The organism is Microbacterium sp. NPDC006705 (genome assembly GCF_044903545.1).
GTDB lineage: Bacteria > Actinomycetota > Actinomycetes > Actinomycetales > Microbacteriaceae > Microbacterium > Microbacterium plantarum.
The window spans coordinates 337,633-361,923 of sequence record NZ_JBJDQQ010000002.1; the positions used below are offsets into that span (position 1 = coordinate 337,633).

Below are 24,291 nucleotides of genomic sequence, written 5' to 3' on the forward strand. Positions count from 1 at the left end.
GGCCGTAAACTCCCACTATGGAGCGGGCGCAGAGTGCGACAGTGCGGCGTGCTCGCGCGCTGCGCGGAACCGCCTCCGCCGCGATCGCCACCGTCTTCGCCGCCACCGCCCACACCATCTCGGGCGGGCTCGCGCCCTTTTGGCTCATCGTCGTCGCGACGCTGCTCGCGGCCCCCGCGGCCGTCTGGCTCGTCGGCAGGGCACCCTCGGCATGGCGGACCTGCCTCGTCGTGCTGGCGAGCCAGGGCCTGTTCCACACGTTCTTCTCCATCGCCGGCTCCACTGACCCGACGGCGACCCTCGGGCACGTCCACGGCGGAACGCTCGCCGCGCTCGGGCCTGTCGCGCACACGCACGCCTCCGGCACGAACATGACCGCGACGCACGTCCTCGCGGCCGCCGTCACCGTCGCGACGCTCGTCGCCGGCGAGCGCCTCGTGCGCCTCATCCATCGCGGCATCCGTCGGTTCGTGCGTCTGATGTCGCCGTCGGTTCGCGCGCGGACGCCCCTGCTGCGTCCCGCCGTCGGGAGCACGCGCGTCGTCCCGGCACGTCGTCTCCGTTCCTCTCTGTCGCTGCGGGGCCCGCCGGTCGCCGCCGCGTGACCTCCCCTTCCCGTAGCGGACGGCACGACGCCGCCCGCATGTTCCGAGAGACGACAATGACCCTCACCATCACCGCGCGCCGCCGTGCGCGCCTGGCCGTCGGCGTGACCGCCGGCGCCGCCCTCGCCCTGGCCCTTCCGCTGGCCGCCTCCGCGCACGTCCACGTGACGCCGGAGGAAGTCGCCGCCAACGGCTCGACCCGCATCGACTTCTCGTTCAGCCACGGCTGCGACGGATCGCCCACGACGGCGCTCGTCGTCGACATCCCCGCCGAGGCACAGGGAGCGACCCCCGTCATCGACGGCGCGTGGACCATCACCACCGAAGCGGGCGAGAACGGCATCCCCACGCGCGTCACGTATACGGCGGTGGCGCCCATCCCCGACGCCTACGCGGCCTCCGCCGGCATGAACGTGATCTTCCCGGGATCGGCCGAGGGCGAGAGCTTCGCCTTCCCCGTGACGCAGCAGTGCGAGGCAGGAGAGGCTGCCTGGGTGCAGGTCGCCGAGGACGGCCAGGACCCGGACGACCTCGAGTACCCCGCTCCCGTCGTGGTTGTGGGGGCGGCCGCAGCCGACGCGCACGGCGGTCACTCCGAGAGCGGCCATTCGTCCGCGGGCACGTCCGACGCGGCCGATGCCGAGGCGACGGCCGCGGCCGCGCCCGCGGCCGACCCGCTGCCGCTCTGGCTCTCGGCCGGCGCACTCGTCCTCGCGGCCGCGGCGCTCGTCCTGGCGATCACCCGCCGACGCGCGTGAGCACAGCCGGGGCGGGCGCGTCAATCGGCGCGGCCGCCCCGGAACCGGGATGAGACAATGGTGGGAATGCCTACCGACGCCCCGAACCTCCCTCCCGTCCTCCGACCCGAGACGCCGCCGCGCCGCTCCCTGGCCGAGCTCGCCGCCCACGTCGGCGGCCGGATCGTCGGCGATGCATCCGACGTCTCGGTCACGGGTATCACCCTCGCGACGGCCGACCTGCGTCCGGGGGAAGCGTTCGTCGCGATCCGCGGCGCGGCGCGGCACGGCGCCGAGTTCGCGACGCAGGCCGCCGCGACGGGCGCCGCCGCGATCGTCACCGACACCCGCGGGGCCGAGCTCGCCGCCGACGCCGGCCTGCCCATCGTGGTCGTCGACGACCCCCGGGCCCGACTGGGCGAGCTCTCTGCCTGGGTCTACGGCACAGGCCGTGACGACCGCCTTCCTCTTCTTTTCGGCACGACCGGGACGAACGGCAAGACGAGCGTGTCGCACCTCATCGAGGGCATCCTCGGTCAGCTCGGAGCCGTCACCGGGCTGTCGTCCACGGCCGAGCGCCACATCGCGGGCGAGGTCATCGTCTCGCGGCTCACGACGCCGGAGGCCTCGGAGTTCCACGCGCTGCTCGCCCTCATGCGGGAACGCGGCGTCGAGGCGGTCGCCGTCGAGGTGAGCGCGCAGGCACTGTCACGTCACCGTGTCGACGGTGTGGTCTTCGACGTCGCCGGGTTCACCAATCTCACGCACGACCACCTCGACGACTACCGCGACATGGCGGAGTACTTCGAGGCCAAGCTCCCCCTGTTCCGTGCCGACCGTGCGCGGCGGGGCGTGGTCTGCCTCGACTCCGAAGCCGGCACCCAGATCGTCGCGCGGGCCGAGATTCCCGTGACGACGATCGTCACACCCGCGATCGCCGAGTCGCCCTCCGCGACCGCGGACTGGACGGTCGAGATCGTCGCGGAGCGGCAGAGCGGCACCGAGTTCCGCCTGGTCGGGCCGGACGAACGACAGCTCACCACGACGGTTCCGGTCATCGGACGGCACATGGCCGCGAATGCCGGCCTCGCGATCGTCATGCTGCTCGAGGGCGGCTACGCGTGGGACGAGCTCGTGCGCGTGCTGGACGGGCGACGCATCGACGCTCACCTGCCTGGGCGCACGCAGCGCGTCTCGGGTGACCGCGGCCCGGCCGTGTACGTCGACTTCGGGCACTCCCCCGATGCGTTCGAGAAGACCCTGGCCGCCGTGCGGCGCGTCACCCCCGGGACCGTCGTCATGGTCTTCGGGGCCGACGGCGATCGCGACAAGACCAAGCGGCACGACATGGGTGCCACCGCTGTCCTCGGCAGCGACATCCTGATCGTTACCGACCACCACCCACGGTTCGAGGATCCCGACGCGATCCGGGCCACTCTCCTCGAGGGCGCTCGGCGAGCGCGACCGGATGCCGACATCCGCGAGTCGTCGCCGCCCGAGAAGGCGATCATCGAGGCCGTCTCGCTCGTCGGAGAAGGCGACGCGATCCTGTGGGCGGGGCCGGGACACCAGGACTATCGCGACATCCGCGGAGTCCGCACGCCGTATTCCGCTCGGGAGCTCGCCCGTCGCGCGCTCCGAGACGCCGGCTGGCCCGTGCCCGAACCGAGTTGGGCCGTGCCTTACGCCGACTGAGCGCGTTTGTGGTCGGACCACTGTGAAAAATCAGGGGTCTCCCGCCGTCCTGTCGCTCGCGTGCACGATTCCTCCACCACCTGCGGGTGCGGCGTAGCGTCGGCCACAGGCACGCCGCGGCAGGCACGACCAGCGCCTTCCCCGCTCCCCGGCGGGCCTTCCGACAGGACGAAGGACCCACGATGAGCACAGTCATCCCGACCACGACAGCACACGACGACGACGCGGTCCCCGCCGCGTGGGCGGGCTTCGCCCCGGGCCCGTGGCAGGACGACATCGACGTCCGTGACTTCATCCAGCGCAACTACGAGCCCTACACCGGTGACGCATCGTTCCTCGTGGGACCGACGGCCCGCACGACCGGGCTCTGGCAGACGCTCAGCGAGATGTTCCCGGCGGAGCGCGAGCGCGGCGTGTACGACGTCGACGCCCTCACCCCCTCGACGATCACGTCGCACGCTCCGGGCTACATCCGGCGAGAGGACGAGCTGATCGTCGGTCTGCAAACCGACGCGCCCCTCCGTCGGGCGATCATGCCGAACGGCGGATGGCGCATGGTCAAGGGCGCCCTGGAGACGTACGGCTATCCGGTCGATCCGACCCTCGAGACGATCTTCACGCGGTACCGCAAGACGCACAACGACGGTGTGTTCGACGTCTACCCGCCGGCCGTCCGCCGCGCCCGCAGCAGCCACATCATCACGGGCCTTCCCGACGCCTACGGCCGCGGCCGGATCATCGGCGACTACCGCCGCGTCGCCCTGTACGGCACCGACGCACTCGTGGCGGCGAAGAACGTCGAGCGGGCGGAGCTCGACATGCACCCCTCGACGGAGAACATCCTGCGCTCGCGCGAAGAGAACGCCGAGCAGATCCGCGCGCTGCACGAGCTCACCGAGATGGCCGCCTCGTACGGCTTCGACATCACCCGGCCCGCCGCCACCGCCCGCGAGGCGATCCAGTGGCTGTACTTCGCCTACCTCGGCGCAGTGAAGGAGCAGAACGGCGCCGCGATGAGCTTCGGGCGCAACACCGCGTTCCTCGACGCGTACATCCAGCGCGACATGGCGCGCGGCATCCTGACCGAGGCCGAGGCCCAGGAGCTCGTCGACGACCTCGTCATCAAGCTGCGCATCGTGCGATTCCTGCGCACACCCGAGTACGACGCACTGTTCTCGGGCGACCCGACCTGGGTGACCGAGTCGATCGGCGGCGTCGGCGAGGACGGACGCACGCTCGTGACCAGAACCGCCTTCCGCTTCCTGCAGACGCTCTACAACCTCGGCCCCGCACCCGAGCCCAATCTGACCGTGCTGTGGACCGACGCCCTGCCCGACGGCTTCAAGGAGTTCTGCGCGCAGGTCTCGATCGACACCTCGTCGATCCAGTACGAGTCCGACGACCACATCCGCGCACTGTGCGGCGACGACGCGGCCATCGCGTGCTGCGTCTCGCCAATGACGGTCGGCAAGCAGATGCAGTTCTTCGGGGCTCGGGTCAACCTCGCCAAGACTCTCCTGTACGCCATCAACGGCGGACGCGACGAGGTGAGCGGCAAGCAGATCGCACCGGCCGCTGCCCCCGTCTCGGGAGACGTGCTCGGGTACGACGACGTGCGCGAGCGCTTCCGGGTGATGATGGAGTGGCTCGCCGAGACGTACGTCGACGCGCTCAACTGCATCCACTTCATGCACGACAAGTACGCCTACGAGCGTCTCGAGATGGCTCTGCACGACGGCAACGTCCTGCGCACCATGGCATGCGGCATCGCGGGGCTCTCGGTCGCCGCCGACTCGCTCTCGGCCATCAAGTACGCGACCGTCGAGCCGGTGCGCGATGCGTCGGGGCTCGTCGTCGACTACCTCGTGCACGGCGACTTCCCCACTTTCGGGAACGACGACGACCGCGTCGACGAGATCGCCCGCGAGCTGGTGTCGGACTTCATGTCGATGATCCGCAAGCACCAGACGTACCGCGATGCGGTGCATACCCAGTCGGTGCTGACGATCACATCGAACGTCGTGTACGGCAAGGCCACCGGCAACACCCCCGACGGTCGCCGTGCCGGTCAGCCCTTCGCCCCGGGCGCGAACCCCATGAACGGGCGCGACACGCACGGGATGCTGGCGGCGGCACTGTCGGTCGCGAAACTGCCCTTCGACCAGGCCCAGGACGGCATCTCGCTGACCACGACGGTGACGCCGAGCGGTCTCGGGCGCACGCCCGAGGAACGGGTGCGCAACCTCGTGGGGCTGCTCGATGCGCAGATGGCGTCGGACGGCTACCACCTCAACGTCAACGTGCTGACGCGCGAGACGCTCGAGGATGCGATGGTCAATCCCGACAAGTACCCGCAGCTGACCATCCGGGTGTCCGGCTACGCGGTCAACTTCGTGCGACTGACCCGAGAGCAGCAGCTCGACGTGCTCAGCCGCACCTTCCACACGGGGGTCTGACTCCCGTGTCCGCCATCCTGGTGCCGGGCGAAGCCTGCACCGCCGATCTGAGCGATCCCCGTCATGACCGTCTCGCCGCACGACGGTCCGGGCACGTCGCGAGTGTGCACTCCTGGGAGCTCGTCACTTCCGTGGACGGCCCCGGCACCAGGATGACCCTCTTCCTCGCGGGATGCCCGCTGCGGTGCCAGTACTGCCACAACCCCGACACCTGGCGTCAGCGCGACGGCGAGCTCACCGCTCTCGACGACATCGTCGCCCGGCTGCGCCGGTACCTGCCGGTCTTCCGCGCGACGGGCGGCGGGCTCACGATCTCCGGCGGCGAGCCGCTGCAGCAGTCGGCCTTCGTCACCCGCCTGGCCCGAGCCGCCGCCGAGCTCGGGGTGCACGTCGCCATCGACACCTCCGGCAACCTCGGCCGCGCGGCATCCGATGCGCTGCTCGACGACGTCTCACTCGTCCTGCTCGACGTGAAGTCGGGCTTGCCCGACACCTATCGCGAGGTCACCGGCCGCGACCTGCAGCCGACGATCGAGTTCGGCGACCGCCTCGCGGCCCGCGGCACTCCGGTGTGGATCAGGTTCGTGCTCGTGCCCGGACTCACGGATGCCGCGGAGAACGTCGACGCCGTCGCCGACATCGTCGCCCGGTGGCAGAACGTGCAGCGGGTCGAGGTGCTGCCGTTCCATCAGATGGGCACGTCGAAGTGGGAGCGTCTGGGCATCCCCTATCCGCTCGCCGGGCGACCGACGCCGGATGCCGAGCTGCTCGCCCGGGTCCGCGGTCAGTTCGCCGCGCGAGGCCTCACCGTCTACTGACGGCGGTCGTCATCGCGTCGCACCGATCGCCCGGTCAGCGGCGTTCCGGGCCCACGACTCGGCCTCCGCGAGCGACTCCCGCGAGAGTTCGCTCGGCGGGCGGTGCGCTTCGACGACGCGCTCGACGGTCTCCACGATGCCGAGGAAGCTCAGCGCGCCCGCATGGAACGCCTCGACGGCCTGCTCGTTCGCGGCGTTGAAGACCGCCGGATAGGTTCCGCCCTCGCGACCCACGCGTTTGGCGAGGGCGACGGCCGGGAACGCGGCGTCGTCGAGCGGCTCGAAGGTCCACGCGCTCGCGCGCGTCCAGTCGAGCGGAGCGCCGACGCCCGCGACCCGGCGCGGCCAGTCGAGACCGAGCGAGATCGGCAGGCGCATGTCGGGCGGCGAGGCCTGGGCGATGGTGGACCCGTCGAGGAACTCGACCATCGAATGCACGACGGACTGGGGATGCACGACGACGTCGATGCGGTCGTACTCCACGCCGAACAGCAGGTGCGCCTCGATGACCTCGAGCCCCTTGTTGACGAGGGTCGCGGAGTTGGTGGTCACGACGCGTCCCATGTCCCACGTGGGGTGAGCGAGGGCCTGGTCCGGTGTGACGGAGGCCAGTTCGTCGCGGCAACGGCCGCGGAACGGCCCGCCGGATGCCGTGAGCACGAGCCGCCGGACCTCGTCAGGCTCGCCCGACCGCAGCGCCTGCGCGATGGCGGAGTGCTCCGAGTCGACAGGAACGATCTGACCCGGCGCAGCGAGCGACGTGACGAGCTCGCCGCCGACGATGAGCGATTCTTTATTCGCCAGCGCGAGGGTGCGACCTGACTCCAGGGCGGCCAGGGTCGGGCCCAGCCCGACCGACCCCGTGATGCCGTTGAGCACGACATCGGCCTCGACGTCACGGACAAGACGTTCCGCGTCGGCCGCACCGAGTGCGGTGTGGGCCACACCGAACCGCGCCGCCTGCTCTTCCAGCATCCGAGCGTTCGAGCCCGCGGCGAGTCCCACGACCTCGAACCGGTCTCGACGGGAGTCGATGACGTCGAGCGCCTGCGTTCCGATCGAGCCGGTGGAGCCGAGGATGAGGACGCGACGCATGCCGTCAGCCTAGGTGCTGCGGGTGTGCCGGTTTAGTTGCCGCGGCGGTGGGTGACCTCAGCCCGCGGCGGGGGCCGGGGTGCGCTGGACGCCGAGGATGTCGACGACGAAGATGAGCGTCTCGTTCTGGAGCTCGCTGCCCTCCTGCGCACCGTAACCCGCGGCCGGCGGGATGACGACGAGCACCTGCGAGCCGACCTGCTGCCCCTCGAGCGCCTGCTGGAAGCCGGCGACGACCTTATTCGTCTCGAACGCTGCGGGCTGGCCGCGGTCCCAGCTCGAGTCGAACACCGAGCCGTCCGACCACTTCACGCCGGTGTACTGCACGAACGCGGTGTCACCGGGCTGGATGGTGGCGCCGTCACCGGTCTTGAGGTTGGCCAGCTGCACCTCGGTCGGCGCGTCCGTGCCGGGGAGGGTGATGGTGGGGGCGCCGTTGTCGGCCAGGGCGACGGTCGGCATTCCGTCGACGGGGGCCTGGTCGGCGCCGTCGGCTCGCGTCGGAAGCTTCTCGACCCCCTCGGCGACGACGACCACTGATGTCCGATCCTGACCGAAGGCCGAGCCGGGGATCGCGAGGGCGGCGGTCGAGCCGAGCGGCGCGCATTCGAGAGCCGCGACGAACACCGAGTACTGCTGCGGGTCGAGCAGCACCGGCACAAGACCGGAGTCATCGGGAGAGGTGTCGCGCGACTGCTCGAGCAGCTCGCCCGTCGCGCCGTCGTAGATCGCGTAGGAGCCGGAGACGAGATCGCCCGAGACGAGGTCCTCGCCGTCGCCGCGAGTCGTGAGCGTCCGCTCGATCTCGGCGGGCTCGAGGCCCGGATTGACCTTCGCCGTGAGCTCGGGTGCGGACCCCGAGACCTCGATGCTGTCGGAGGACTCCCCCGGCTGGGCGTTCACGAGGCACTGCTCCGACGCACCGGAGGCGTTCGGGCTGGGCGACTCGGTGGCCGTGTCACCGCTCGCGCAACCGGCGAGCGCAAGCGCCGAGACGGCGACGACGGACAGGGCGGCGAACGGGCGCAGACGCACGGAAGAACCTCTTCGATCGGGGGTGGGAGCTCTCATCCTCTCGCACGAGCATCGGTGTGCGCTGAGAGCGGCGGATGCACGTGCCCCTTCGGGCTGTGGAGAACCGCGGGGCGATGTCGGAGGTCCGTGGGAATATTAGAACATGCATTCGAATGGCGGGTTGAGCGGCGGGATGGGCAGTGACGCAGACGTCGATGCGCTCGCGGAGCTGGTCGCGGATGCCGAAGGAGCGGCGGACGTCGTTCGGGCTGGTCAGGTGCGTGAGGTTCGGGTGCTCGCCGCGGCCTCGGTGCTCGCGGAGAAGCAGGCCGCGGGCGCGTCCGAGAAGGTCAAGGCGCGCGAGATGGCGCTGCGGGGGATCGCGGCGGAGCTCGCCGGGGTGTTCGTCGCGACCGACCGGACGTTGCAGCGCCGCATCGACGAGGCCCGGGATCTGGTCGACAACTTCCCGCTGGCGATGGCCGCGTGGGAGGACGGGCGCATCGTCCGCGGGCATGTGCGGGTGATTCAGGAGGTCGGATGCCTCGTGCCCGCAGAGGGCCGGGCGGAGTTCGAACGCGCCGCGATCGAGAAGTGCGAGGGCGAGACGCCCAACCGGGTGCGCGAAGCGCTGCGGATGCTGGCGGAGCGGATCAACCCGCGGACGTTCACCGAGCGGCACGAAGACGCCGCCGCGGGGCGGTGCGTGCGGGTGCAGCCCGGGCCGGATGGGATGTCGGACCTGATCGCGACGCTGCCGACCGTGATCGCCGACGGAATCGTGGACCGGCTGACGCGCCAGGCCCGGGAGATCATCAATGCGCGGGTGCAGGGCGACGCGGCTGGTGTCGAGGTGGCGAGCGAGGCTGAGAACGCGGTTGGCGACGGGTCGTCCTTCGTCGACGACGCCCGCACCATCGACCAGGTCCGCGCCGACGTGTTCAGTGACCTCCTCCTCGCCGGGACGCCCGCCCTCGACCCCACCGGCACCGGTGACGGCAACGGGACTCTGGGAGCGATCCGGGCGCACGTGCAGGTCGCGGTGTCGGCACTGACCTTGATCGGACAGGACGACGGGCCCGCCGACCTCGCGGGGCGCTCCCCCATCGACGCCGCCACCGCACGCGAACTCGCGGGCAACGCGACCTCCTGGGACCGGCTGCTCACCCACCCGGTCACCGGAACCGTCCTCGAATGCGACACCTACCGGCCCACCGCCGCGATGATCAGGCTGCTGCGTGCACGGGACCGACACTGCCGGTTCCCCGGATGCCGGCAACCCGCCATCCGCTGCGAACTCGACCACACCATCGCCGCATCCGACGGCGGTGCCACCCACGTGTGCAACCTTGCCAACCTCTGCAAGAGACACCACGACGTCAAACACCACACCCGATGGCGAGTCCAACAACTCGCGGGCGGAAAACTGATCTGGACATCACCCACCGGACGGGTCTACCGCGAAGACGCACCACCACCACTCGTCGCCTTCACGTCCGCAGAGCCACCCGACCCCGGGGCCCCGCCATTCTGACGAGTTCACCCTTCGACGCGCGCTCCGCGAGTTCGGCCCGCTCCGCGAGTTCGGCGCGCGCGCTCGGCGGGTGCGCGCGCTGAGACAACATGTCCGCGGAGTTATGCGTTCCGCAGTAGCCTCGTCTGGTGAACGCTGACGCAACCGAGCCGCAGTCCGGCGAGCCCGGCGAGCACGAAGAAGCCGCAGCCGCCGTCGAAGCCGTTCCCGGAATCGGTCTCACCTACGTGATCGGCCGCTGGGTGCTCGCGCCGCTGGCGCGCATGCTCTACCGCCCGCGTATCGAGGGCCGCGAGAACTTCCCCCGTAAAGGCGCCGTCATCCTCGCGAGCAACCATCTCTCGTTCATCGACTCCTTCGTCATCCCGATGGCCTCGCCCCGTCCGGTGCGGTTCCTCGCGAAGTCGAGCTACTTCGACGGCACCGGTTTCCGCGGGTGGCTCTCGCGCGAGTTCTTCTACGCCGCCGGCGCGTTCCCGGTCCGGCGCGGTGCCGGCCAGGCTGCGCTGGATGCCCTGGATCAGCAGAAGAAGATGCTCGACGCGGGATGGTCGACGGCTCTCTACCCGGAAGGCACGCGGTCACTCGACGGCCGCCTGTACAAGGGCCGCACCGGGGTCGCCTTCCTGGCTCTGCAGACCGGCGCACCGGTCATCCCCGTCGGACTGATCGGCACGAGCGAGATCATGCCCGTCGGCGCCAAGTTCCCGCGGTTGCGCCCACGCGTCACCGTGCGATTCGGCGAGCCGCTCGACCTCAGCCACCACGGGTCGGCGGATTCCGGTCGCGCGCGCCGCAATGCCACCGACGAGATCATGGCCGCGATCCACGCCCTGTCGGGTCAGGAGCTCGCCGGCGCCTACAACGAGGCCCCGCCGCAGAACGCCGTCGAACGGATCAAGCAGGCCCTGCCCCACGAGCGCCGCTGACGCAGCGAATCATCCCTCGCCCGACACGACGATCGTCGGCTCGTGCCGGACCGGGAAGTTCACCGAGTTCGCGATGAAGCACCATTCGTTCGCCTGCGCGTGCGCCGCGATGGCTGCTTCGCGCATCGACTCCTCAGCGACGACGACGCGGGGCCGCAGAACGACCTCCGTGAACGCACCGCCGCCACGCCCGTCTTCGCGCATCATCCCGGTGGCGTCGTCCGTGTACTCGACGACGACGACGCCGGTCGTCACGCAGGCGTGCAGATACGACAGCAGGTGGCACTCGGAGAGCGCCGAGAGCAGAAGATCCTCCGGATTCCACCGGCTCGGGTCTCCGCGGAAGGGCTTATCGCTCGACGCGGCGAGGGGCGGCTTGCCCTCGATGCTCAACGTCACGGCCCGGTCATAGTCCCGGTAGCCGCTCGTCCCGGTGCCGCGGTTGCCGGTCCACTCAGCCCGCACGGAGTAGTGATGCTCACCCAACATGCGGACAGTCTGGCACGCGGCATCGCGGGGTCCGCGACGGTAGGCTGTCGGGGTGCCGCAGACCTTCGCCGTTCCCGCCGCTGTCGAGCTCGCGGTCGTCGAGCGCAGCGGTTTCATCGAGTCGCGACATGCCGGTGCAGCGGTCGTCCTGGGCGCCGACGGCGCACCGATCCGCACCCTCGGCGACGTCGACGCCCCGATCCTGCCGCGCTCGACGCTCAAGCCCCTCCAAGCCCTCGCCAGCCTGACCGCCGGGGCCTCTCTCGAGGGTGAGCGACTCGGCCTGGCGACGGCCAGCCACTCCGGCACCGACCGGCATGTCTCCGTCGTCCGAGGCATCCTCAACGACGTCGGGCTGGGCGAGGACGACCTCGGCTGCCCTCCCGCCTGGCCGGGCGACACCGCGACGCGCGACGAGATGGTCCGCGAACTCGGCTCCCCCACCCGCATCCGGATGAACTGCTCCGGCAAGCACGCCGCGATGCTGGCTGCCTGCGTCGCGAGCGGATGGGACACCACCACCTACCTCGACCCCGACCACCCGCTTCAGGTTCACACCCGCGAGGTCATCGAGCGACTCACCGGCACCAAGGCGTCGGCGATGGCGATCGACGGCTGCGGCGCCCCCGTCTACGCGATGAGCCTCATCGCGCTCGGACGCGCTATCCAGCGCATCGGCACCGCGAGCGAGCGGTCGCCCTTCGCGCTGCACCGCATGGCCGGCGCCCTCGTCCGAGCAGTTCGCGAGAACCCGTGGACGATCGACGGCCCCGGCCGGCCCGACACCGTCGCGATCGAGCGCCTCGGCGTCTTCGCGAAGACCGGTGCCGAGGGTGTGCTCGTGATGGTGGCCCCCGACGGCACCACCGTGGCCCTGAAGGTGCTCGACGGCAACGGGAGAGCCGCGACGGCGATCGCACTCACGCTCCTCGTGAAGGCCGGTGCGCTCGAAGCGGCGCCGGTGGCCCGCGTGATCTCTCATCTTCCGCTGACCGTGCTCGGCGGCGGACAGAACGTCGGCATCATCCGGCCGACGGTGTAGCGGCTCCTCACGAGGGAGCGCAGAAAGGACTGCCATGCGCATCAGCGTTCCCACCGAGGTCAAGAACAACGAGTACCGCGTCGCCCTCACCCCCGCAGGCGTGCACGACCTGGTCGTCGCAGGTCATGAGGTCTTCGTCCAGCGCGGGGCCGGCGCAGGATCGTCGCTCCCCGACTCCGAGTACGCCGACGCCGGCGCGGTGCTCCTCGACGACCCCGACGAAGTCTGGGCACGCGCGGAGCTGCTGCTGAAGGTCAAGGAGCCGATCGCGAGCGAGTACCACCGCTTCCGCGACGACCTCGTGTTGTTCACCTACCTGCATCTTGCAGCCGACCGTCCGCTCACCGACCGGCTCCTGGAAAGCGGCATGACCGCCATCGCCTACGAGACGGTGCAGTTGCCCGGCGGGGGCCTGCCGCTCCTCGCCCCGATGAGCGAAGTGGCCGGCCGCCTCGCCCCGATGGTGGGGGCCTCAACCTTGCTGCGCTCCGCCGGGGGCCTCGGACTGCTGATGTCCGGCGTTCCCGGAACCCGGCCCGCCGCGGTGACGGTCATCGGCGGCGGGGTCGCCGGGGCCAACGCGGCGTACATCGCGGCGGGTCTCGGGTCGGACGTCACGATCTTCGACACCAACATCCAGCGTCTCCGCTTCCTCGACGATCACTTCCAGGGGCGCGTCAAGACCGCGGCATCCAACCCGCTCGATCTCGAACGTGCGGTCGTGGCATCCGATCTCGTGATCGGCTCGGTGCTCATCCCCGGGGCGAAGGCTCCCAAACTGGTGCGCAACGAGACCGTCGCACGGATGCGGCCGGGCTCGGTGCTCGTCGACATCGCGGTCGACCAGGGAGGCTGCTTCGAGGACACGCGACCGACGACCCACGCCGACCCGACTTTCCGCGTGCACGACACCGTGTTCTACTGCGTCGCGAACATGCCGGGCGCCGTGCCGAATACCTCGACATCCGCGCTCACCAACGCGACGTTGCCCTACGTCCGGCAGATCGCCCGCCACGGCTGGCGCGTTGCCCTGCGGGCAGACGGCGCCCTGGCCGCCGGATTGAACACCGCCGGAGGCCACGTCGTCAACTCCGGCGTCGCGGCGGCGCACGGCATCACCGCGGGGTCGTTGGATGACGCGCTGAGCTGAGGGGCAGCACCACCCGCCGGACCCGATCCGTCCGCGTGTCGATGACCCAGGCGCGGCCGCGCCCGGGAGCGGCGTACGGCAGCAGATCTCTGTTGCCGGTCAGAAGCCGCACCTCCCCCACGCACGAGGCATCGATGACGAGCTGGCATCGGGTCTGCGCGGCGGTCGCCGCTGCGCGCCACCGACCGATCCAGGCGTCCGGGGTGCCCCAGACCACCCTCCTCGACCGCAGCGACGTCGTCTGCTCGACGGTCGCGATCTCGAAGCCCCGACGATTCCAATGCTCCAGCGCGGCACGCGTGGCGGCGGTGGGCGGCGCGACGAACGCCGTGGCGTGGCGCGGCTCGAACACGTCGGGCGGCCGGGCCCGCTCCCGCGCGGGGTCGAACGCTCCGGCGTCCGCGAACTGCACGAGTATGCCGCGCCACCTCCCGCGGCCCGCTGGGGCCGTCGGGTCATGGTGAGCCCCCTCACCGCCGAAGGCGACATGCTCCGACCGGGACACGGCGGCGAGCACGGCGCGATCGGGAAGCTGGTCGACGATCCTGCCGACGGCGCCGGTCATCCGCTGTGCAGAGCAGATGAACTGAACGCCACGCGACCGCGAGTCGCGCGCCACACGTTCCAGGATCGCCGCGGCGGCGGCGCTGTAGTCATCCGGCAGCCTCGCCAGCACACGGTCGAGATCGTCGACGACGATGAGCCACCCCGGCGGGATGTCGTCGAGTCCGACGATGACGTCCCACGCGGCCTCGAGATCGTCGGGCAGCCAGCACACCCGATCGTGGGGCACCTGGGCAGCGATGGTCCGGAGCACCGTCGTGCGCCCGGCTCCGGCTCGTCCGAGCACCGCCACCCCCGGCGCTCCAGGGTCCAGCGTCACCGCACGTTGACGCTGCGCATCCGGCTCGTCGGCCAGACCGAGCACCACGGACCCCTCGCCCCGCAGGTCGGCGAGCGCGACGCCATCCGGCAAGGGCGGCAACCAGGGCCGACGCGCGGGGGCCGCACCCGCCGCGGCTCGCGCGATCGACTCGATGGCCGGCAACGGGCACCGGCTCACCCGAATCACGTGCGGATGGACATCAGCCGGACGCATCACCAGCGCGGTCCCGCGCTCGTCGCGGCCGCCGGGAAGCATGGCGGCGTCGCCCGAACCGAGCACGGCGCGCGAATCCGCGACGTCGGTCACGCGAAGCGCGACCCGCAACGGTGCGTTCGCGAGCACCGCCTCACGGAAGCCCGCAGCACGCTGGGTCGCGAGCACGAGGTGCATCCCGAGTGCGCGGCCTCGAGCGGCGATGTCGGCGAAGACATCGTGCATCGCGGGGTGTGTCGAGGTGAGCGCGGCGTACTCGTCGACGACGACGACCAATCGCGGCAGAGCGTCCGGCACATCCGCGATGTCGCGGGCCCGGAGGCCGGCGAGAACGCGCTCGCGACGGCGCACCTCCGCGGTGAGGCTCTCGATCGCGCGCACCGCGTTGCGCTCGTCGAGATCCGTCACGACGCCGGTCACGTGGGGCAGCGACGCGAGGGCATCGAAAGCCCGACCTCCCTTGAAGTCGATGAGCAGGAAATTCACCCGCTCGGGCGGCAGACTCCGCGCGAGCGCGGCGATCCACGTCACGAGCAGTTCGCTCTTGCCGCTGCCCGTGACCCCCACCACGACGGCGTGCGGCCCGTCGTCGACCAGGTCGATCGCCAGCGGGCCGTCGGGCCCCGCCCCGAGGACGGCAGCGAGGCCGGCCCCTCCGACGACGGGGAGATCATCGAATGACGGAGGTGCCGCCGCGTCACCACCCATCGCCTCCGCGCGCTCCCGCAGCAAAGCGGTCACCGCAGCAGCCTGCTCCCGTCCGAGCGGCTCCGGACGGATCGGCCGCGACGAACCGCTGTACGCGAGCACCGCCGCGTCGGCGTCCCCCACGCGGAGCACGGCCGCACACTGCGGCGGCGGTGCGCCGGAGCCCGCGGAGACGATGACGATGTCGGCATCGGCAGGCGGCACCCCGGTCCCCCACCACAGGCGCCGGCCGCCCGGAGTCGATGCGTGCGGGAGGTCACGGGCCCAGTCCTCAGCGGCGCCGACCACCCACACCTCACCGGGCGGGTGGACGAGGCAGATCTGCATCACGAGAGCGCGCGCGATCGCCGCTGGCGCCGCAGCCGGTCCGACGACGGCTACTCCTGCAGTCAGTGGGATCGTGACCGGTGCATCTCGGAGCACCCCTGCGGCATGCCGGAGCTCCGGCGTCGGCTCGCCCTCGATCCGCACACACGACCGCGCATCGCCCGCTCCCATCACGAGCACATCGCGTACCGCCCTCGGGCGCCACAGCTCGTCGGGGTCGTCGAGCAGCCGCGCGACATCCGGCGTGGCACGCCAGAGCTCCGCGCGCTCGAGCGCGTGCCGCTCGTCGACCTCGAGGCGCGCTCTGTGCATGCTCGCCGCTGCGTGCTTCGCGGCCCGCCGCCGCTCCCGCCGCGCGACGCGTGCAGAATCGAGCATGGTGGCGGTGGCTACGAGAGGACCGAGCGCAGCGAACCAGAGCACCGTCGGCGAGCCGGTCACCTGCCACAGGATCACCGCCCCGGCGATGGGGACCACCACCGCCCACAGCGGAAAGGATGATCGCCGCGCCTGCGTCTGCGTCAGCGACGTGGACAGCCGGATGGGGTCGTCGAGTCGGGCTGAGGAGTGCACGCACCCCAGTCAAGCGATGACGAGACGCCGCCGGAGAGGCGCCACGGCCCGCGGTGGAGGATCGGGCTCAGCCCTGGTTCGGGGAGGAGTCGTCGTTCGAAGCACGCACGTGCGCGTCGAGCACGATGACCGTGACGTTGTCACGGCCCCCGTTCTCCAACGCCGCCGTCATCATCGCCGACACGGCCGCCGCAGGATCGGCGTTCTCGAGCAGGAAGTGCAGGATGCCGTAGTCGGTGAGCTCTTTCGTGAGCCCGTCGCTGCAGATCACGAAGCGGTCGCCATCGACGACATCGAGGCGAACGTAGTCGGGGGTGACTCCGTCGCTCGGTCCCACCGCGCGGGTGATGACGTTCCCGTAGGGGTGCTGCTCCGCCTCTTCGGGGCTGAGCCGGCCGGCCGCCACGAGCTCCTGCACCACGGAGTGATCCGTCGTGACCTGGGCGATCGCCTGGTCGCGCAGCAGGTACACCCGCGAGTCGCCGATGTTCAACGTCGTCCACTGCGGTTCGCCGTCGACGATGTCGAGGTACACGCCGGTGACGGTCGTTCCCGTTCCGTCATCCGTCGTCTCGGGGTGATCCGCGATGTCTCCGACGGCGCGCTCGAGGGCTTCTTCGATGTCTTCGGGAGTCACCACTCCGCGCTCGGCGACACCACGGAGCCGGTCGACGGCGCTCGCGCTCGCGATCTCGCCGCCGATATGTCCGCCCATGCCGTCTGCGACGATGAACAGCGGATACTGCGCAAGGACGGCGTCCTGGTTGCTGTCGCGGCGGCGTCCGGTGTCGGTCGCGGCGGCCCACCGGAGTTCGATCGCACCGGACGGGACGTCCACGATCCGGGATTGGGTCGTGGGGTCGGGCACGCTGTCACTCTTCTTTCGTCGACGGATGGGCGTGTCACACTCTAGTGGACGCACCCGCTGAGCGTGATTTCTTCACCCCGCGGCGGGGTCGGACGGCAACGGGAAGAGCGCGTCGATCGCGGCCAGCTCGGCAGCATCGGGGTGCCACGCCGAGGCGGCTGCCGCATTCGAGTGAACCTGCTCGGGTGAGGTCGCGCCGGCGATCACGCTGCTCAGGGCCGGCTGCGCCAGGAGCCAGCCGAAGGTCGCCTGCACCATCGTGATGCCACGCTCGTCGCAGAAGGTCCGGTACGCCTCGATGGCGTCCCAGGGAGCGTTCTCCCACAGATGACGCCGTTCCCTCGCGACCCGCGAGTCGGCGGGGATGTGGTCGCGGGTGAACTTCCCGGTGAGCAAGCCGTTGTGCAGCGGGAAGTACGGGAGGAATCCCCTCCCGAAATGACGGACGGCCGGCAGGACCTCACGCTCGGCGGCGCGTGCGAGCAGGCTGTAGTGGTTCTGCGCGGAGACGAACGGCACATCACCGCGTGCACGCGCCACGGCCTCGGCCTCGGCGATCTGCCAACCCGCGAAGTTGGAGTGTCCGATGTAGCGGACCTTGCCCTCCCGTACGAGCTCCGACAGCGCGTCGAGCGTCTCTTCGATAGGCGTCTCGGGGTCGGGGGTGTGCAGCTGGTAGAGGTCGATCCAGTCGGTCTGCAGGCGCTCGAGCGAGGCCTCCACCGCGCGTCGGATGTAGGCGCGAGATCCTTTCGCGCCCGGCAGCCCGAGGTCCACGGCGCTGTGACCGAACTTCGTGGCGACCACGACGCGGTCGCGACGTCCCCGCAGGGCCTCACCCATCAGCGTCTCGGACAGACCGGGCTCGCCGCCGTAGATGTCGGCGGTGTCGAAGAAGGTGATGCCGGCGTCGAAAGCGGCGTCGAGCACCGCGACCGTGCCGTCGAGAGTCTGCGTGGGAGTTCCCCGCCGCCCGAAGTTGTTGCATCCCAGCCCGACGGCCGAGACGAGCAGGCCGGAGGTTCCGAGTCGGCGGGTGTGCACTGCGTCGTCCATCCCTCCACGCTAGACCCGAATCCGTGGGGTCGGCGCCCGCTACGGCGAGGAACCCCCGTCATACGACGAGGGTTCCTCGGGTGTTCACTGCCGCGGGGCGTCCGGCGCGGGGGGCTCGGTGGTCGGAGGCGTCACGGGCGGCTGTGCCGCCGGCGGCGGGTAGGCACCGGCCGGGGGCGCCGGCGGCGTGGCCGGCGGCGGGTACGAACCGGCCGGCGGCGCGGCGGGAGCGGAGGAAGATGCATAGCCGGCACCGGTGGAGCCGTACGCGCCCGGTGCGGGTGCCGCGCCGCCGTCGGGCTGGACCGGGATGCCCTGCCAGACCGTCGTGTCGCGCAGGAACGAGGTGCGCCACGGCGAGGGCTGCACGTGGGGATTCCACGGCGAGCTCGAGAACGCGGCGATACCGAGCCAGATCAGCCCGCCGATGCCGGGGATGATGTACAGCAGCACGAGCGGCCAGTCCTTGCCGAGCTTCTGACCGACGCGAACGCTGGCCAGAGCCAGCGCGACGATCGCGAGGTAGCTGAAGATGAATCCGATCGCCGGGATGTTGCTCAGCACCGCCGTCGCGACGAGCGCGCCCAGCATGACCCAGGGAGAGATGTCACCGAGCTTCGCGAAGACCATCTCGCGGTAGACCGGAACCCAGGCGCGCCATTTTCCCTGCACGCCGGCCTTCTCGAAGATCTTCATGTAGAAGAACGAGCTGATGATGTAGCCCGCGAGCACGATGATCAGGATGATGGGAAGAATCAGCAGGATGAGGGCGAGGAAAGCGCCCGCGCCCGCACCATCGTCGTAGTAACCCGACATGTACGACCTCCTCAGTCGCGACCCGGCACGAAGCGCTCGCGCCGTGGGTCGCCGCTCATGCTAGCGAAACACCGGACCCGGCGTGCGACCTCGACAGCACCGGGCATGGGGCATCAGACGACGAGCTCGAGCTCGGACGATCCAGCCGTCTCGCGCAGCACCCATCCGTGTGACGCGGCCCACGCGAGAAGGTCGTCTCGAGAGCTCACGGTCGCAGCCGAACGGGCGAGCGAACGCGTGAACTCGCCCTTCGCGTGCTTGTTGAAGTGGTTGAGGGCGCGCACTGTTCCATCGGCGCCGGCGGAGACCACGCGGACGAACGCGGAGGGCATCGCCGCGGGGACCGGAGCCAGGGCCACGTAGGCCTCCGAGCGCAGATCGAGCACGAACGGCGCCCCGGCCCCCATCAAGGCGGCCGAGCTCGCCGCAGCCCAATGCCGGCGGAGCGGCGGGATGCCCGGAAGCGCCGTGCCCGCCGCCAGCCGATACGCCGGGATGGGATCGAGCGCGGCGACGGGACCGAAGGGCGCCGACTGGATGAGCACATGCTCGCCGAGCCAGCCCCGCGCCCCGGCGTCGAGCGCGGCCGCATCGAGAGCATCGAAGAGGACGCCGGTGTACCGGTCGACGGCGGGCATCGTCGGAGAGGTCATGAGCGCGGAGTTCACCGCCACCTCGCCCAGCTGACGCGCGCTGAGCTTGAGCACCCGCGCCGCGGCGTCCGGATCCGCCGACAACGCGACGAGCGCGTCCACGGCCGCGCGGCGCTCGGGCGCCAGCTGCGGCAGGGCCAGGGCGTCGATGTCGAGCGGCGCACCGGTACCCCCGGCGCGTTTGGTCTCGGACGGCGGCAGCAGGAGCAGCATCCGGAAATCTCCCTTCAACGCGAGAGACCGCACCCCGGAGGGTGCGGTCTCTCGTAGACGCGGTGCGGGTCAGGCGAGCGCGGCGTTACCCGCCACGATGGTGAGCTCGTCGCCCTCCATCGACAGGAAGCCGTCCTGCGCATTGGCGACGATCTTCTCGCCGCCGGGCTGCGTGATACGCACCTGACCTTCGGCGAGGATCGCGAGCACCGGCTCGTGACCCGCCATGAAGCCGATCTCGCCCTCGACGGTCTTGGCCACGACGAGGGACGCCTCGCCCGACCAGACCTCCGCCTCGGCGGAGACGAGCGTGACCGTCAGAGCCATGTCAGCTGTTCTCCTTCTGGATCTTCGCCCACTTCTCTTCGACGTCGCCGATACCGCCGACGTTGAAGAAGGCCTGCTCGGCCACGTGGTCGAAGTCGCCCTTGACGATCGCGTCGAACGACTCGATGGTCTCCTTGATCGGGACCGTGGAGCCCTCGACACCGGTGAACTTCTTCGCCATGTAGGTGTTCTGCGAGAGGAACTGCTGGATGCGGCGTGCACGCGACACGACGATCTTGTCCTCTTCGGAGAGCTCGTCGACACCGAGGATCGCGATGATCTCCTGCAGCTCCTTGTTCTTCTGCAGGATCTGCTTGACGGCGGTGGCCACGCGGTAGTGGTCCTCACCGATGTAGCGCGGGTCGAGGATGCGGCTCGTCGAGCTCAGCGGGTCGACGGCCGGGTACAGACCCTTCGACGCGATCTCGCGCGAGAGCTCGGTCGTGGCGTCGAGGTGCGCGAAGGTCGTCGCCGGAGCCGGGTCGGTGTAGTCGTCGGCGGGGACGTAGATCGCCTGCAGCGAGGTGATCGAGTGACCGCGCGTCGAGGTGATGCGCTCCTGGAGCACACCCATCTCGTCGGCGAGGTTGGGCTGGTAGCCCACGGCCGAGGGCATACGGCCCAGCAGCGTCGAGACCTCGGAACCGGCCTGCGTGAAGCGGAAGATGTTGTCGATGAACAGCAGCACGTCCTGCTTCTGCACGTCGCGGAAGTACTCCGCCATCGTCAGGGCCGACAGGGCGACGCGCAGACGCGTCCCCGGCGGCTCGTCCATCTGGCCGAAGACGAGGGCGGTCTTGTCGAAGACGCCCGCCTCCTCCATCTCGTGGATGAGGTCGTTGCCCTCACGGGTGCGCTCACCGACGCCGGCGAACACCGACACACCACCGTGGTCCTGCGCGACGCGCTGGATCATCTCCTGGATGAGGACGGTCTTGCCGACGCCGGCACCACCGAAGAGGCCGATCTTTCCACCCTGGACGTACGGGGTGAGGAGGTCGATGACCTTGATGCCCGTCTCGAACATCTGGGTCTTCGACTCGAGCTGGTCGAAGCTCGGCGCCTGGCGGTGGATGCCCCAGCGCTCGGTGACCTCGACGGTCTCGCCCTCGGCGGCGTTGAGAACGTCGCCCGTGACGTTGAAGACCTTGCCCTTGGTGACGTCCCCGACGGGGACCGTGATGGGGCCGCCGGTGTCGCGCACCTCCTGGCCGCGGACCATGCCGTCGGTCGGCTTCAGCGAGATGGCGCGAACGAGGTCGTCGCCGAGGTGCTGAGCGACCTCGAGGGTGATCTCGGTCGACTCGCCGTCGATCGTGATCGTGGTCTTCAGCGCGTTGTAGATGTCGGGGATCGAGTCGTGCGGGAACTCGATGTCGACGACGGGGCCGGTGACGCGCGCAACGCGGCCGACGACCGACGTGGCTTCGGCAGTGACGGTAGTCATGTCTGTCTCTTTCGGTTGGTCTTACTTGCCCGACGCCAGAGCGTCGGCGCCGCCGACGATCTCGGCGATCTGCTGAGTGATCTCGGCCTGGCGAGCGTTGTTGCGCAGGCGGGTGTAGTCGGTGATGAGCTTGTCGGCGTTGTCGCTCGCCGACTTCATCGCCTTCTGCGTCGCGGCGTGCTTCGCGGCGGACGACTGGAGCAGCGCGTTGAACACGCGGCTCTGGACGTACACCGGCAGCAGCGCGTCGAGCACCGTCTCGGGGTCGGGCTCGAACTCGTACAGCGGATAGACCGGAGCCTGGTCCGCCGTCGCCGCATCGGCCTCGACGACTTCGAGGGGCAGCAGACGGACTGATTCAGGTGTCTGCGTCATCATGCTGACGAAGCGGTTGTACACGAGGTGGATCTCGTCCACGCCGCCGTCTTCGCCGCCCTGAGCGTAGGCGTCGAGGAGAGCCCCGGCGACCTGCTCGGCCGTGCTGAAGTGCGGCGTGTCGGTGTCACCCGTCCACTCGCCCGCAGCCCGCATCCGGCGGAACTGGAAGTACCCGACGGCCTTGCGACCGATGAGGTAGTAGTCCACTTCCTTGCCCTGCGACCGCAGCAGCTCGGCCAGCTCGAGACCCTCGCGGAGGATCTGCGAGTTGAACGCGCCGGCGAGGCCGCGATCGGAGGCGAAGATGACGACCGCGGAACGACGGATCGTCTCGCGCTCGGTCGTCAGCGGGTGCTCGACGTCGGAGTGGGTCGCCACCGCGGAGACGGCGCGCGTCACAGCTCGCGCGAAGGGAGAGGATGCGCGGACGCGTCCCATCGCCTTCTGAATGCGCGAAGCCGCGATGAGCTCCATCGCCTTCGTGATCTTCTTGGTCGTCTGAGCAGAACTGATCTTCTGCTTGTAGACCCGGAGTTGTGCGCCCATAAGTGTGTGTCGTCCTCCGCGTCAGCCGCGGCGGCCCTTGACGATCTGCTCCTGGTTCACGTCGTCGGCCTCGGCGGCAGCGGTCTCCTCGTGGCCCGGCTTGTTGATGGCCTGGCCCTTTCCGCCCTGGAACTCGAGCACGAACTCGTCGACGACCTTCTCGAGCTCGGCGACGGTGTCATCGCCCAGCACGTTCGTCTCACGCAGCGTGTCGAGGATCGACGTGTTGCGCTTGAGGTAGTCGAGCAGCTCGCGCTCGAAGGTCAGGACGTCCTCGACCTCGATCGTGTCGAGCTTGCCGTTGGTGCCGGCCCAGATCGAGACGACCTGCTCCTCGACGGGGTACGGCGAGTACTGCGGCTGCTTGAGCAGCTCGGTCAGACGCGCACCGCGAGCCAGCTGACGACGCGACGCGGCGTCGAGGTCCGACGCGAACATCGCGAACGCCTCGAGCGAGCGGTACTGAGCGAGCTCGAGCTTCAGCGTTCCCGAGACCTTCTTGATCGACTTGACCTGAGCGTCACCGCCGACGCGCGACACCGAGATGCCCACGTCGACCGCCGGACGCTGGTTGGCGTTGAACAGGTCGGACTGCAGGAAGATCTGGCCGTCGGTGATCGAGATCACGTTGGTCGGGATGTACGCCGAGACGTCGTTGGCCTTGGTCTCGATGATGGGCAGACCCGTCATCGATCCGGCACCCAGGTCGTCGGAGAGCTTCGCGCAACGCTCGAGCAGACGCGAGTGCAGGTAGAAGACGTCACCGGGGTACGCCTCGCGGCCCGGCGGACGGCGCAGCAGCAGCGAGACCGCACGGTAGGCCTCGGCCTGCTTCGACAGGTCGTCGAAGATGATCAGGACGTGCTTGCCCTCGTACATCCAGTGCTGGCCGATGGCCGAGCCGGTGTACGGAGCGAGGTACTTGAAGCCGGCGGGGTCGGATGCGGGAGCCGCGACGATCGTCGTGTACTCCATGGCACCGGCGTCCTCGAGCGCGCCCTTCACCGAAGCGATGGTCGAGCCCTTCTGGCCGATCGCGACGTAGATGCAGCGGACCTGCTTGTTGACGTCGCCCGACTCCCAGTTGGCCTTCTGGTTGATGATCGTGTCGATCGCGATGGCCGTCTTGCCGGTCTGGCGGTCGCCGATGATCAGCTGACGCTGACCGCGGCCGACGGGGATCATGGCGTCGATGGCTTTGATGCCGGTCTGCATCGGCTCGTGGACCGACTTGCGCTGCATGACGCCGGGCGCCTGCAGTTCGAGTGCGCGACGGCCGGTCGTGGCGATCTCGCCGAGACCGTCGATCGGGTTGCCGAGCGGGTCGACGACACGGCCGAGGTAGCCCTCGCCGACTCCGACCGAGAGCACCTCACCGGTTCGCGTGACCTTCTGGCCCGCCTGGATACCGGCGAAGTCGCCGAGGACGACGACACCGATCTCGTGCTCGTCGAGGTTCTGCGCGAGGCCCTCGACGCCGTTCTCGAAGCGGACGAGCTCGTTCGCCATGACGCCGGGCAGACCCTCGACGTGGGCGATGCCGTCGGCCGCGTCGACGACGGTGCCGACCTCGGTCGCGGCGGCCCCGGTGGGCTCGTACGCGGCGACGAAGTCTTTCAGCGCGTCACGGATGACATCCGGGCTGATGGACAGTTCTGCCATGGTGTTCCTTCGGTCCTGAGTCTGAGGGTCCGGATGCATCCGGCCGGTGCGCCC

Annotated in this window: 21 protein-coding genes; 9 read left to right on the forward strand and 12 right to left on the reverse strand. The window is 70.1% G+C overall.

The window, feature by feature from the left end; all coding sequences use genetic code 11:
* Positions 1-41 precede the first annotated feature (41 nt).
* The 5 genes from ACI2K6_RS12160 (at position 42) to pflA (ending at position 6,311) form a co-directional block, all read left to right on the forward strand.
* A complete protein-coding gene (locus tag ACI2K6_RS12160; protein WP_404568732.1) occupies positions 42-605 on the forward strand; it encodes a hypothetical protein in 564 nt (187 codons plus the stop codon).
* 56 nt (positions 606-661) lie between these two features.
* Positions 662-1,363, forward strand: a complete 702-nt coding sequence (locus ACI2K6_RS12165; RefSeq protein WP_404568733.1) for a DUF1775 domain-containing protein — start codon at positions 662-664, stop codon at positions 1,361-1,363.
* Between the two features lie 66 nt (positions 1,364-1,429).
* Positions 1,430-3,037, forward strand: coding sequence for a Mur ligase family protein (locus ACI2K6_RS12170; protein ID WP_404568734.1), 1,608 nt, complete (start codon positions 1,430-1,432; stop codon positions 3,035-3,037).
* 182 nt (positions 3,038-3,219) lie between these two features.
* The gene (pflB, locus tag ACI2K6_RS12175; RefSeq protein ID WP_404568735.1) at positions 3,220-5,493 is read left to right on the forward strand and encodes a formate C-acetyltransferase; all 2,274 of its coding nucleotides are present in this window, start codon (positions 3,220-3,222) and stop codon (positions 5,491-5,493) included.
* Positions 5,494-5,507: 14 nt separating this feature from the next.
* The gene (gene pflA / locus ACI2K6_RS12180) at positions 5,508-6,311 is read left to right on the forward strand and encodes a pyruvate formate-lyase-activating protein (protein ID WP_274179033.1); all 804 of its coding nucleotides are present in this window, start codon (positions 5,508-5,510) and stop codon (positions 6,309-6,311) included.
* Between the two features lie 9 nt (positions 6,312-6,320).
* Here pflA and dxr read toward each other — a convergent pair whose 3' ends face one another.
* A complete protein-coding gene (gene dxr / locus ACI2K6_RS12185; protein ID WP_404568736.1) occupies positions 6,321-7,406 on the reverse strand; it encodes a 1-deoxy-D-xylulose-5-phosphate reductoisomerase in 1,086 nt (361 codons plus the stop codon).
* A gap of 57 nt (positions 7,407-7,463) precedes the next feature.
* Positions 7,464-8,441 (reverse strand): FKBP-type peptidyl-prolyl cis-trans isomerase, encoded by a 978-nt coding sequence (locus ACI2K6_RS12190; RefSeq protein WP_274178787.1) that lies wholly within the window; start codon positions 8,439-8,441, stop codon positions 7,464-7,466.
* Positions 8,442-8,583: 142 nt separating this feature from the next.
* On the opposite strand from ACI2K6_RS12190, the gene ACI2K6_RS12195 reads away from it, so the two are divergent.
* Entirely contained in the window at positions 8,584-9,954 is a 1,371-nt protein-coding gene (locus tag ACI2K6_RS12195) for a DUF222 domain-containing protein (RefSeq protein ID WP_404568737.1), read from the forward strand.
* Positions 9,955-10,079: 125 nt separating this feature from the next.
* A complete protein-coding gene (locus tag ACI2K6_RS12200; protein ID WP_378719934.1) occupies positions 10,080-10,883 on the forward strand; it encodes a lysophospholipid acyltransferase family protein in 804 nt (267 codons plus the stop codon).
* A 9-nt stretch (positions 10,884-10,892) separates the two neighbouring features.
* Here the strand turns inward: ACI2K6_RS12200 and ACI2K6_RS12205 are convergent, their stop codons facing one another.
* The gene (locus tag ACI2K6_RS12205) at positions 10,893-11,372 is read right to left on the reverse strand and encodes an OsmC family protein (protein WP_112617254.1); all 480 of its coding nucleotides are present in this window, start codon (positions 11,370-11,372) and stop codon (positions 10,893-10,895) included.
* A 52-nt stretch (positions 11,373-11,424) separates the two neighbouring features.
* Between ACI2K6_RS12205 and ACI2K6_RS12210 the strand changes: the two genes are divergently transcribed.
* Both ACI2K6_RS12210 and ald read left to right on the forward strand, forming a co-directional pair.
* Positions 11,425-12,414: an asparaginase gene (locus ACI2K6_RS12210; protein ID WP_112617255.1), complete on the forward strand. Its 990-nt coding sequence runs from the start codon at positions 11,425-11,427 to the stop codon at positions 12,412-12,414.
* A gap of 34 nt (positions 12,415-12,448) precedes the next feature.
* Entirely contained in the window at positions 12,449-13,564 is a 1,116-nt protein-coding gene (ald, locus tag ACI2K6_RS12215) for an alanine dehydrogenase (protein WP_274178789.1), read from the forward strand.
* Here ald and ACI2K6_RS12220 read toward each other — a convergent pair.
* The 9 genes from ACI2K6_RS12220 to atpA form a co-directional block, all read right to left on the reverse strand.
* Positions 13,530-16,271 carry an FtsK/SpoIIIE domain-containing protein gene (locus tag ACI2K6_RS12220; RefSeq protein ID WP_282501306.1) on the reverse strand — a complete coding sequence of 914 codons (2,742 nt, stop codon included), beginning with the start codon at positions 16,269-16,271 and terminating at the stop codon, positions 13,530-13,532. The two genes, ald and ACI2K6_RS12220, sit on opposite strands and share 35 nt — an antisense overlap.
* Before the next feature lie 67 nt (positions 16,272-16,338).
* Positions 16,339-17,139, reverse strand: coding sequence for a PP2C family serine/threonine-protein phosphatase (locus tag ACI2K6_RS12225; protein WP_114588455.1), 801 nt, complete (start codon positions 17,137-17,139; stop codon positions 16,339-16,341).
* A gap of 72 nt (positions 17,140-17,211) precedes the next feature.
* A complete protein-coding gene (locus tag ACI2K6_RS12230; protein WP_112617259.1) occupies positions 17,212-18,195 on the reverse strand; it encodes an aldo/keto reductase in 984 nt (327 codons plus the stop codon).
* Between the two features lie 84 nt (positions 18,196-18,279).
* The gene (locus tag ACI2K6_RS12235; RefSeq protein WP_112617260.1) at positions 18,280-19,011 is read right to left on the reverse strand and encodes a large exoprotein; all 732 of its coding nucleotides are present in this window, start codon (positions 19,009-19,011) and stop codon (positions 18,280-18,282) included.
* Positions 19,012-19,124: 113 nt separating this feature from the next.
* Complete coding sequence (locus ACI2K6_RS12240) at positions 19,125-19,877, reverse strand: YaaA family protein (RefSeq protein WP_282501307.1); 753 nt, start codon at positions 19,875-19,877, stop codon at positions 19,125-19,127.
* A 69-nt stretch (positions 19,878-19,946) separates the two neighbouring features.
* Complete coding sequence (locus tag ACI2K6_RS12245; RefSeq protein WP_023955192.1) at positions 19,947-20,204, reverse strand: F0F1 ATP synthase subunit epsilon; 258 nt, start codon at positions 20,202-20,204, stop codon at positions 19,947-19,949.
* Between the two features lies 1 nt (position 20,205).
* Positions 20,206-21,651, reverse strand: a complete 1,446-nt coding sequence (gene atpD, locus ACI2K6_RS12250; RefSeq protein ID WP_091502862.1) for a F0F1 ATP synthase subunit beta — start codon at positions 21,649-21,651, stop codon at positions 20,206-20,208.
* A gap of 21 nt (positions 21,652-21,672) precedes the next feature.
* Positions 21,673-22,575, reverse strand: a complete 903-nt coding sequence (locus tag ACI2K6_RS12255; protein ID WP_112617262.1) for a F0F1 ATP synthase subunit gamma — start codon at positions 22,573-22,575, stop codon at positions 21,673-21,675.
* 21 nt (positions 22,576-22,596) lie between these two features.
* Positions 22,597-24,237, reverse strand: a complete 1,641-nt coding sequence (gene atpA / locus ACI2K6_RS12260; protein ID WP_274178794.1) for a F0F1 ATP synthase subunit alpha — start codon at positions 24,235-24,237, stop codon at positions 22,597-22,599.
* Between the last annotated feature and the right edge of the window lie 54 nt (positions 24,238-24,291).

What these genes read in the sequence shown, in the direction of transcription:
- ACI2K6_RS12165 (WP_404568733.1), top strand. Translation starts at nt 662, where the DNA reads ATGACCCTCACCATCACCGCGCGCCGCCGTGCGCGCCTGGCCGTCGGC.
- ACI2K6_RS12170 (WP_404568734.1), top strand. Translation starts at nt 1,430, where the DNA reads ATGCCTACCGACGCCCCGAACCTCCCTCCCGTCCTCCGACCCGAGACG.
- pflB (WP_404568735.1), top strand. Translation starts at nt 3,220, where the DNA reads ATGAGCACAGTCATCCCGACCACGACAGCACACGACGACGACGCGGTC.
- dxr (WP_404568736.1), bottom strand. Translation starts at nt 7,406, where the DNA reads ATGCGTCGCGTCCTCATCCTCGGCTCCACCGGCTCGATCGGAACGCAG.
- ACI2K6_RS12195 (WP_404568737.1), top strand. Translation starts at nt 8,584, where the DNA reads ATGCATTCGAATGGCGGGTTGAGCGGCGGGATGGGCAGTGACGCAGAC.
- ACI2K6_RS12205 (WP_112617254.1), bottom strand. Translation starts at nt 11,372, where the DNA reads ATGTTGGGTGAGCATCACTACTCCGTGCGGGCTGAGTGGACCGGCAAC.
- ald (WP_274178789.1), top strand. Translation starts at nt 12,449, where the DNA reads ATGCGCATCAGCGTTCCCACCGAGGTCAAGAACAACGAGTACCGCGTC.
- ACI2K6_RS12230 (WP_112617259.1), bottom strand. Translation starts at nt 18,195, where the DNA reads ATGGACGACGCAGTGCACACCCGCCGACTCGGAACCTCCGGCCTGCTC.
- ACI2K6_RS12235 (WP_112617260.1), bottom strand. Translation starts at nt 19,011, where the DNA reads ATGTCGGGTTACTACGACGATGGTGCGGGCGCGGGCGCTTTCCTCGCC.
- ACI2K6_RS12240 (WP_282501307.1), bottom strand. Translation starts at nt 19,877, where the DNA reads ATGCTGCTCCTGCTGCCGCCGTCCGAGACCAAACGCGCCGGGGGTACC.
- ACI2K6_RS12245 (WP_023955192.1), bottom strand. Translation starts at nt 20,204, where the DNA reads ATGGCTCTGACGGTCACGCTCGTCTCCGCCGAGGCGGAGGTCTGGTCG.
- atpD (WP_091502862.1), bottom strand. Translation starts at nt 21,651, where the DNA reads ATGACTACCGTCACTGCCGAAGCCACGTCGGTCGTCGGCCGCGTTGCG.
- ACI2K6_RS12255 (WP_112617262.1), bottom strand. Translation starts at nt 22,575, where the DNA reads ATGGGCGCACAACTCCGGGTCTACAAGCAGAAGATCAGTTCTGCTCAG.
- atpA (WP_274178794.1), bottom strand. Translation starts at nt 24,237, where the DNA reads ATGGCAGAACTGTCCATCAGCCCGGATGTCATCCGTGACGCGCTGAAA.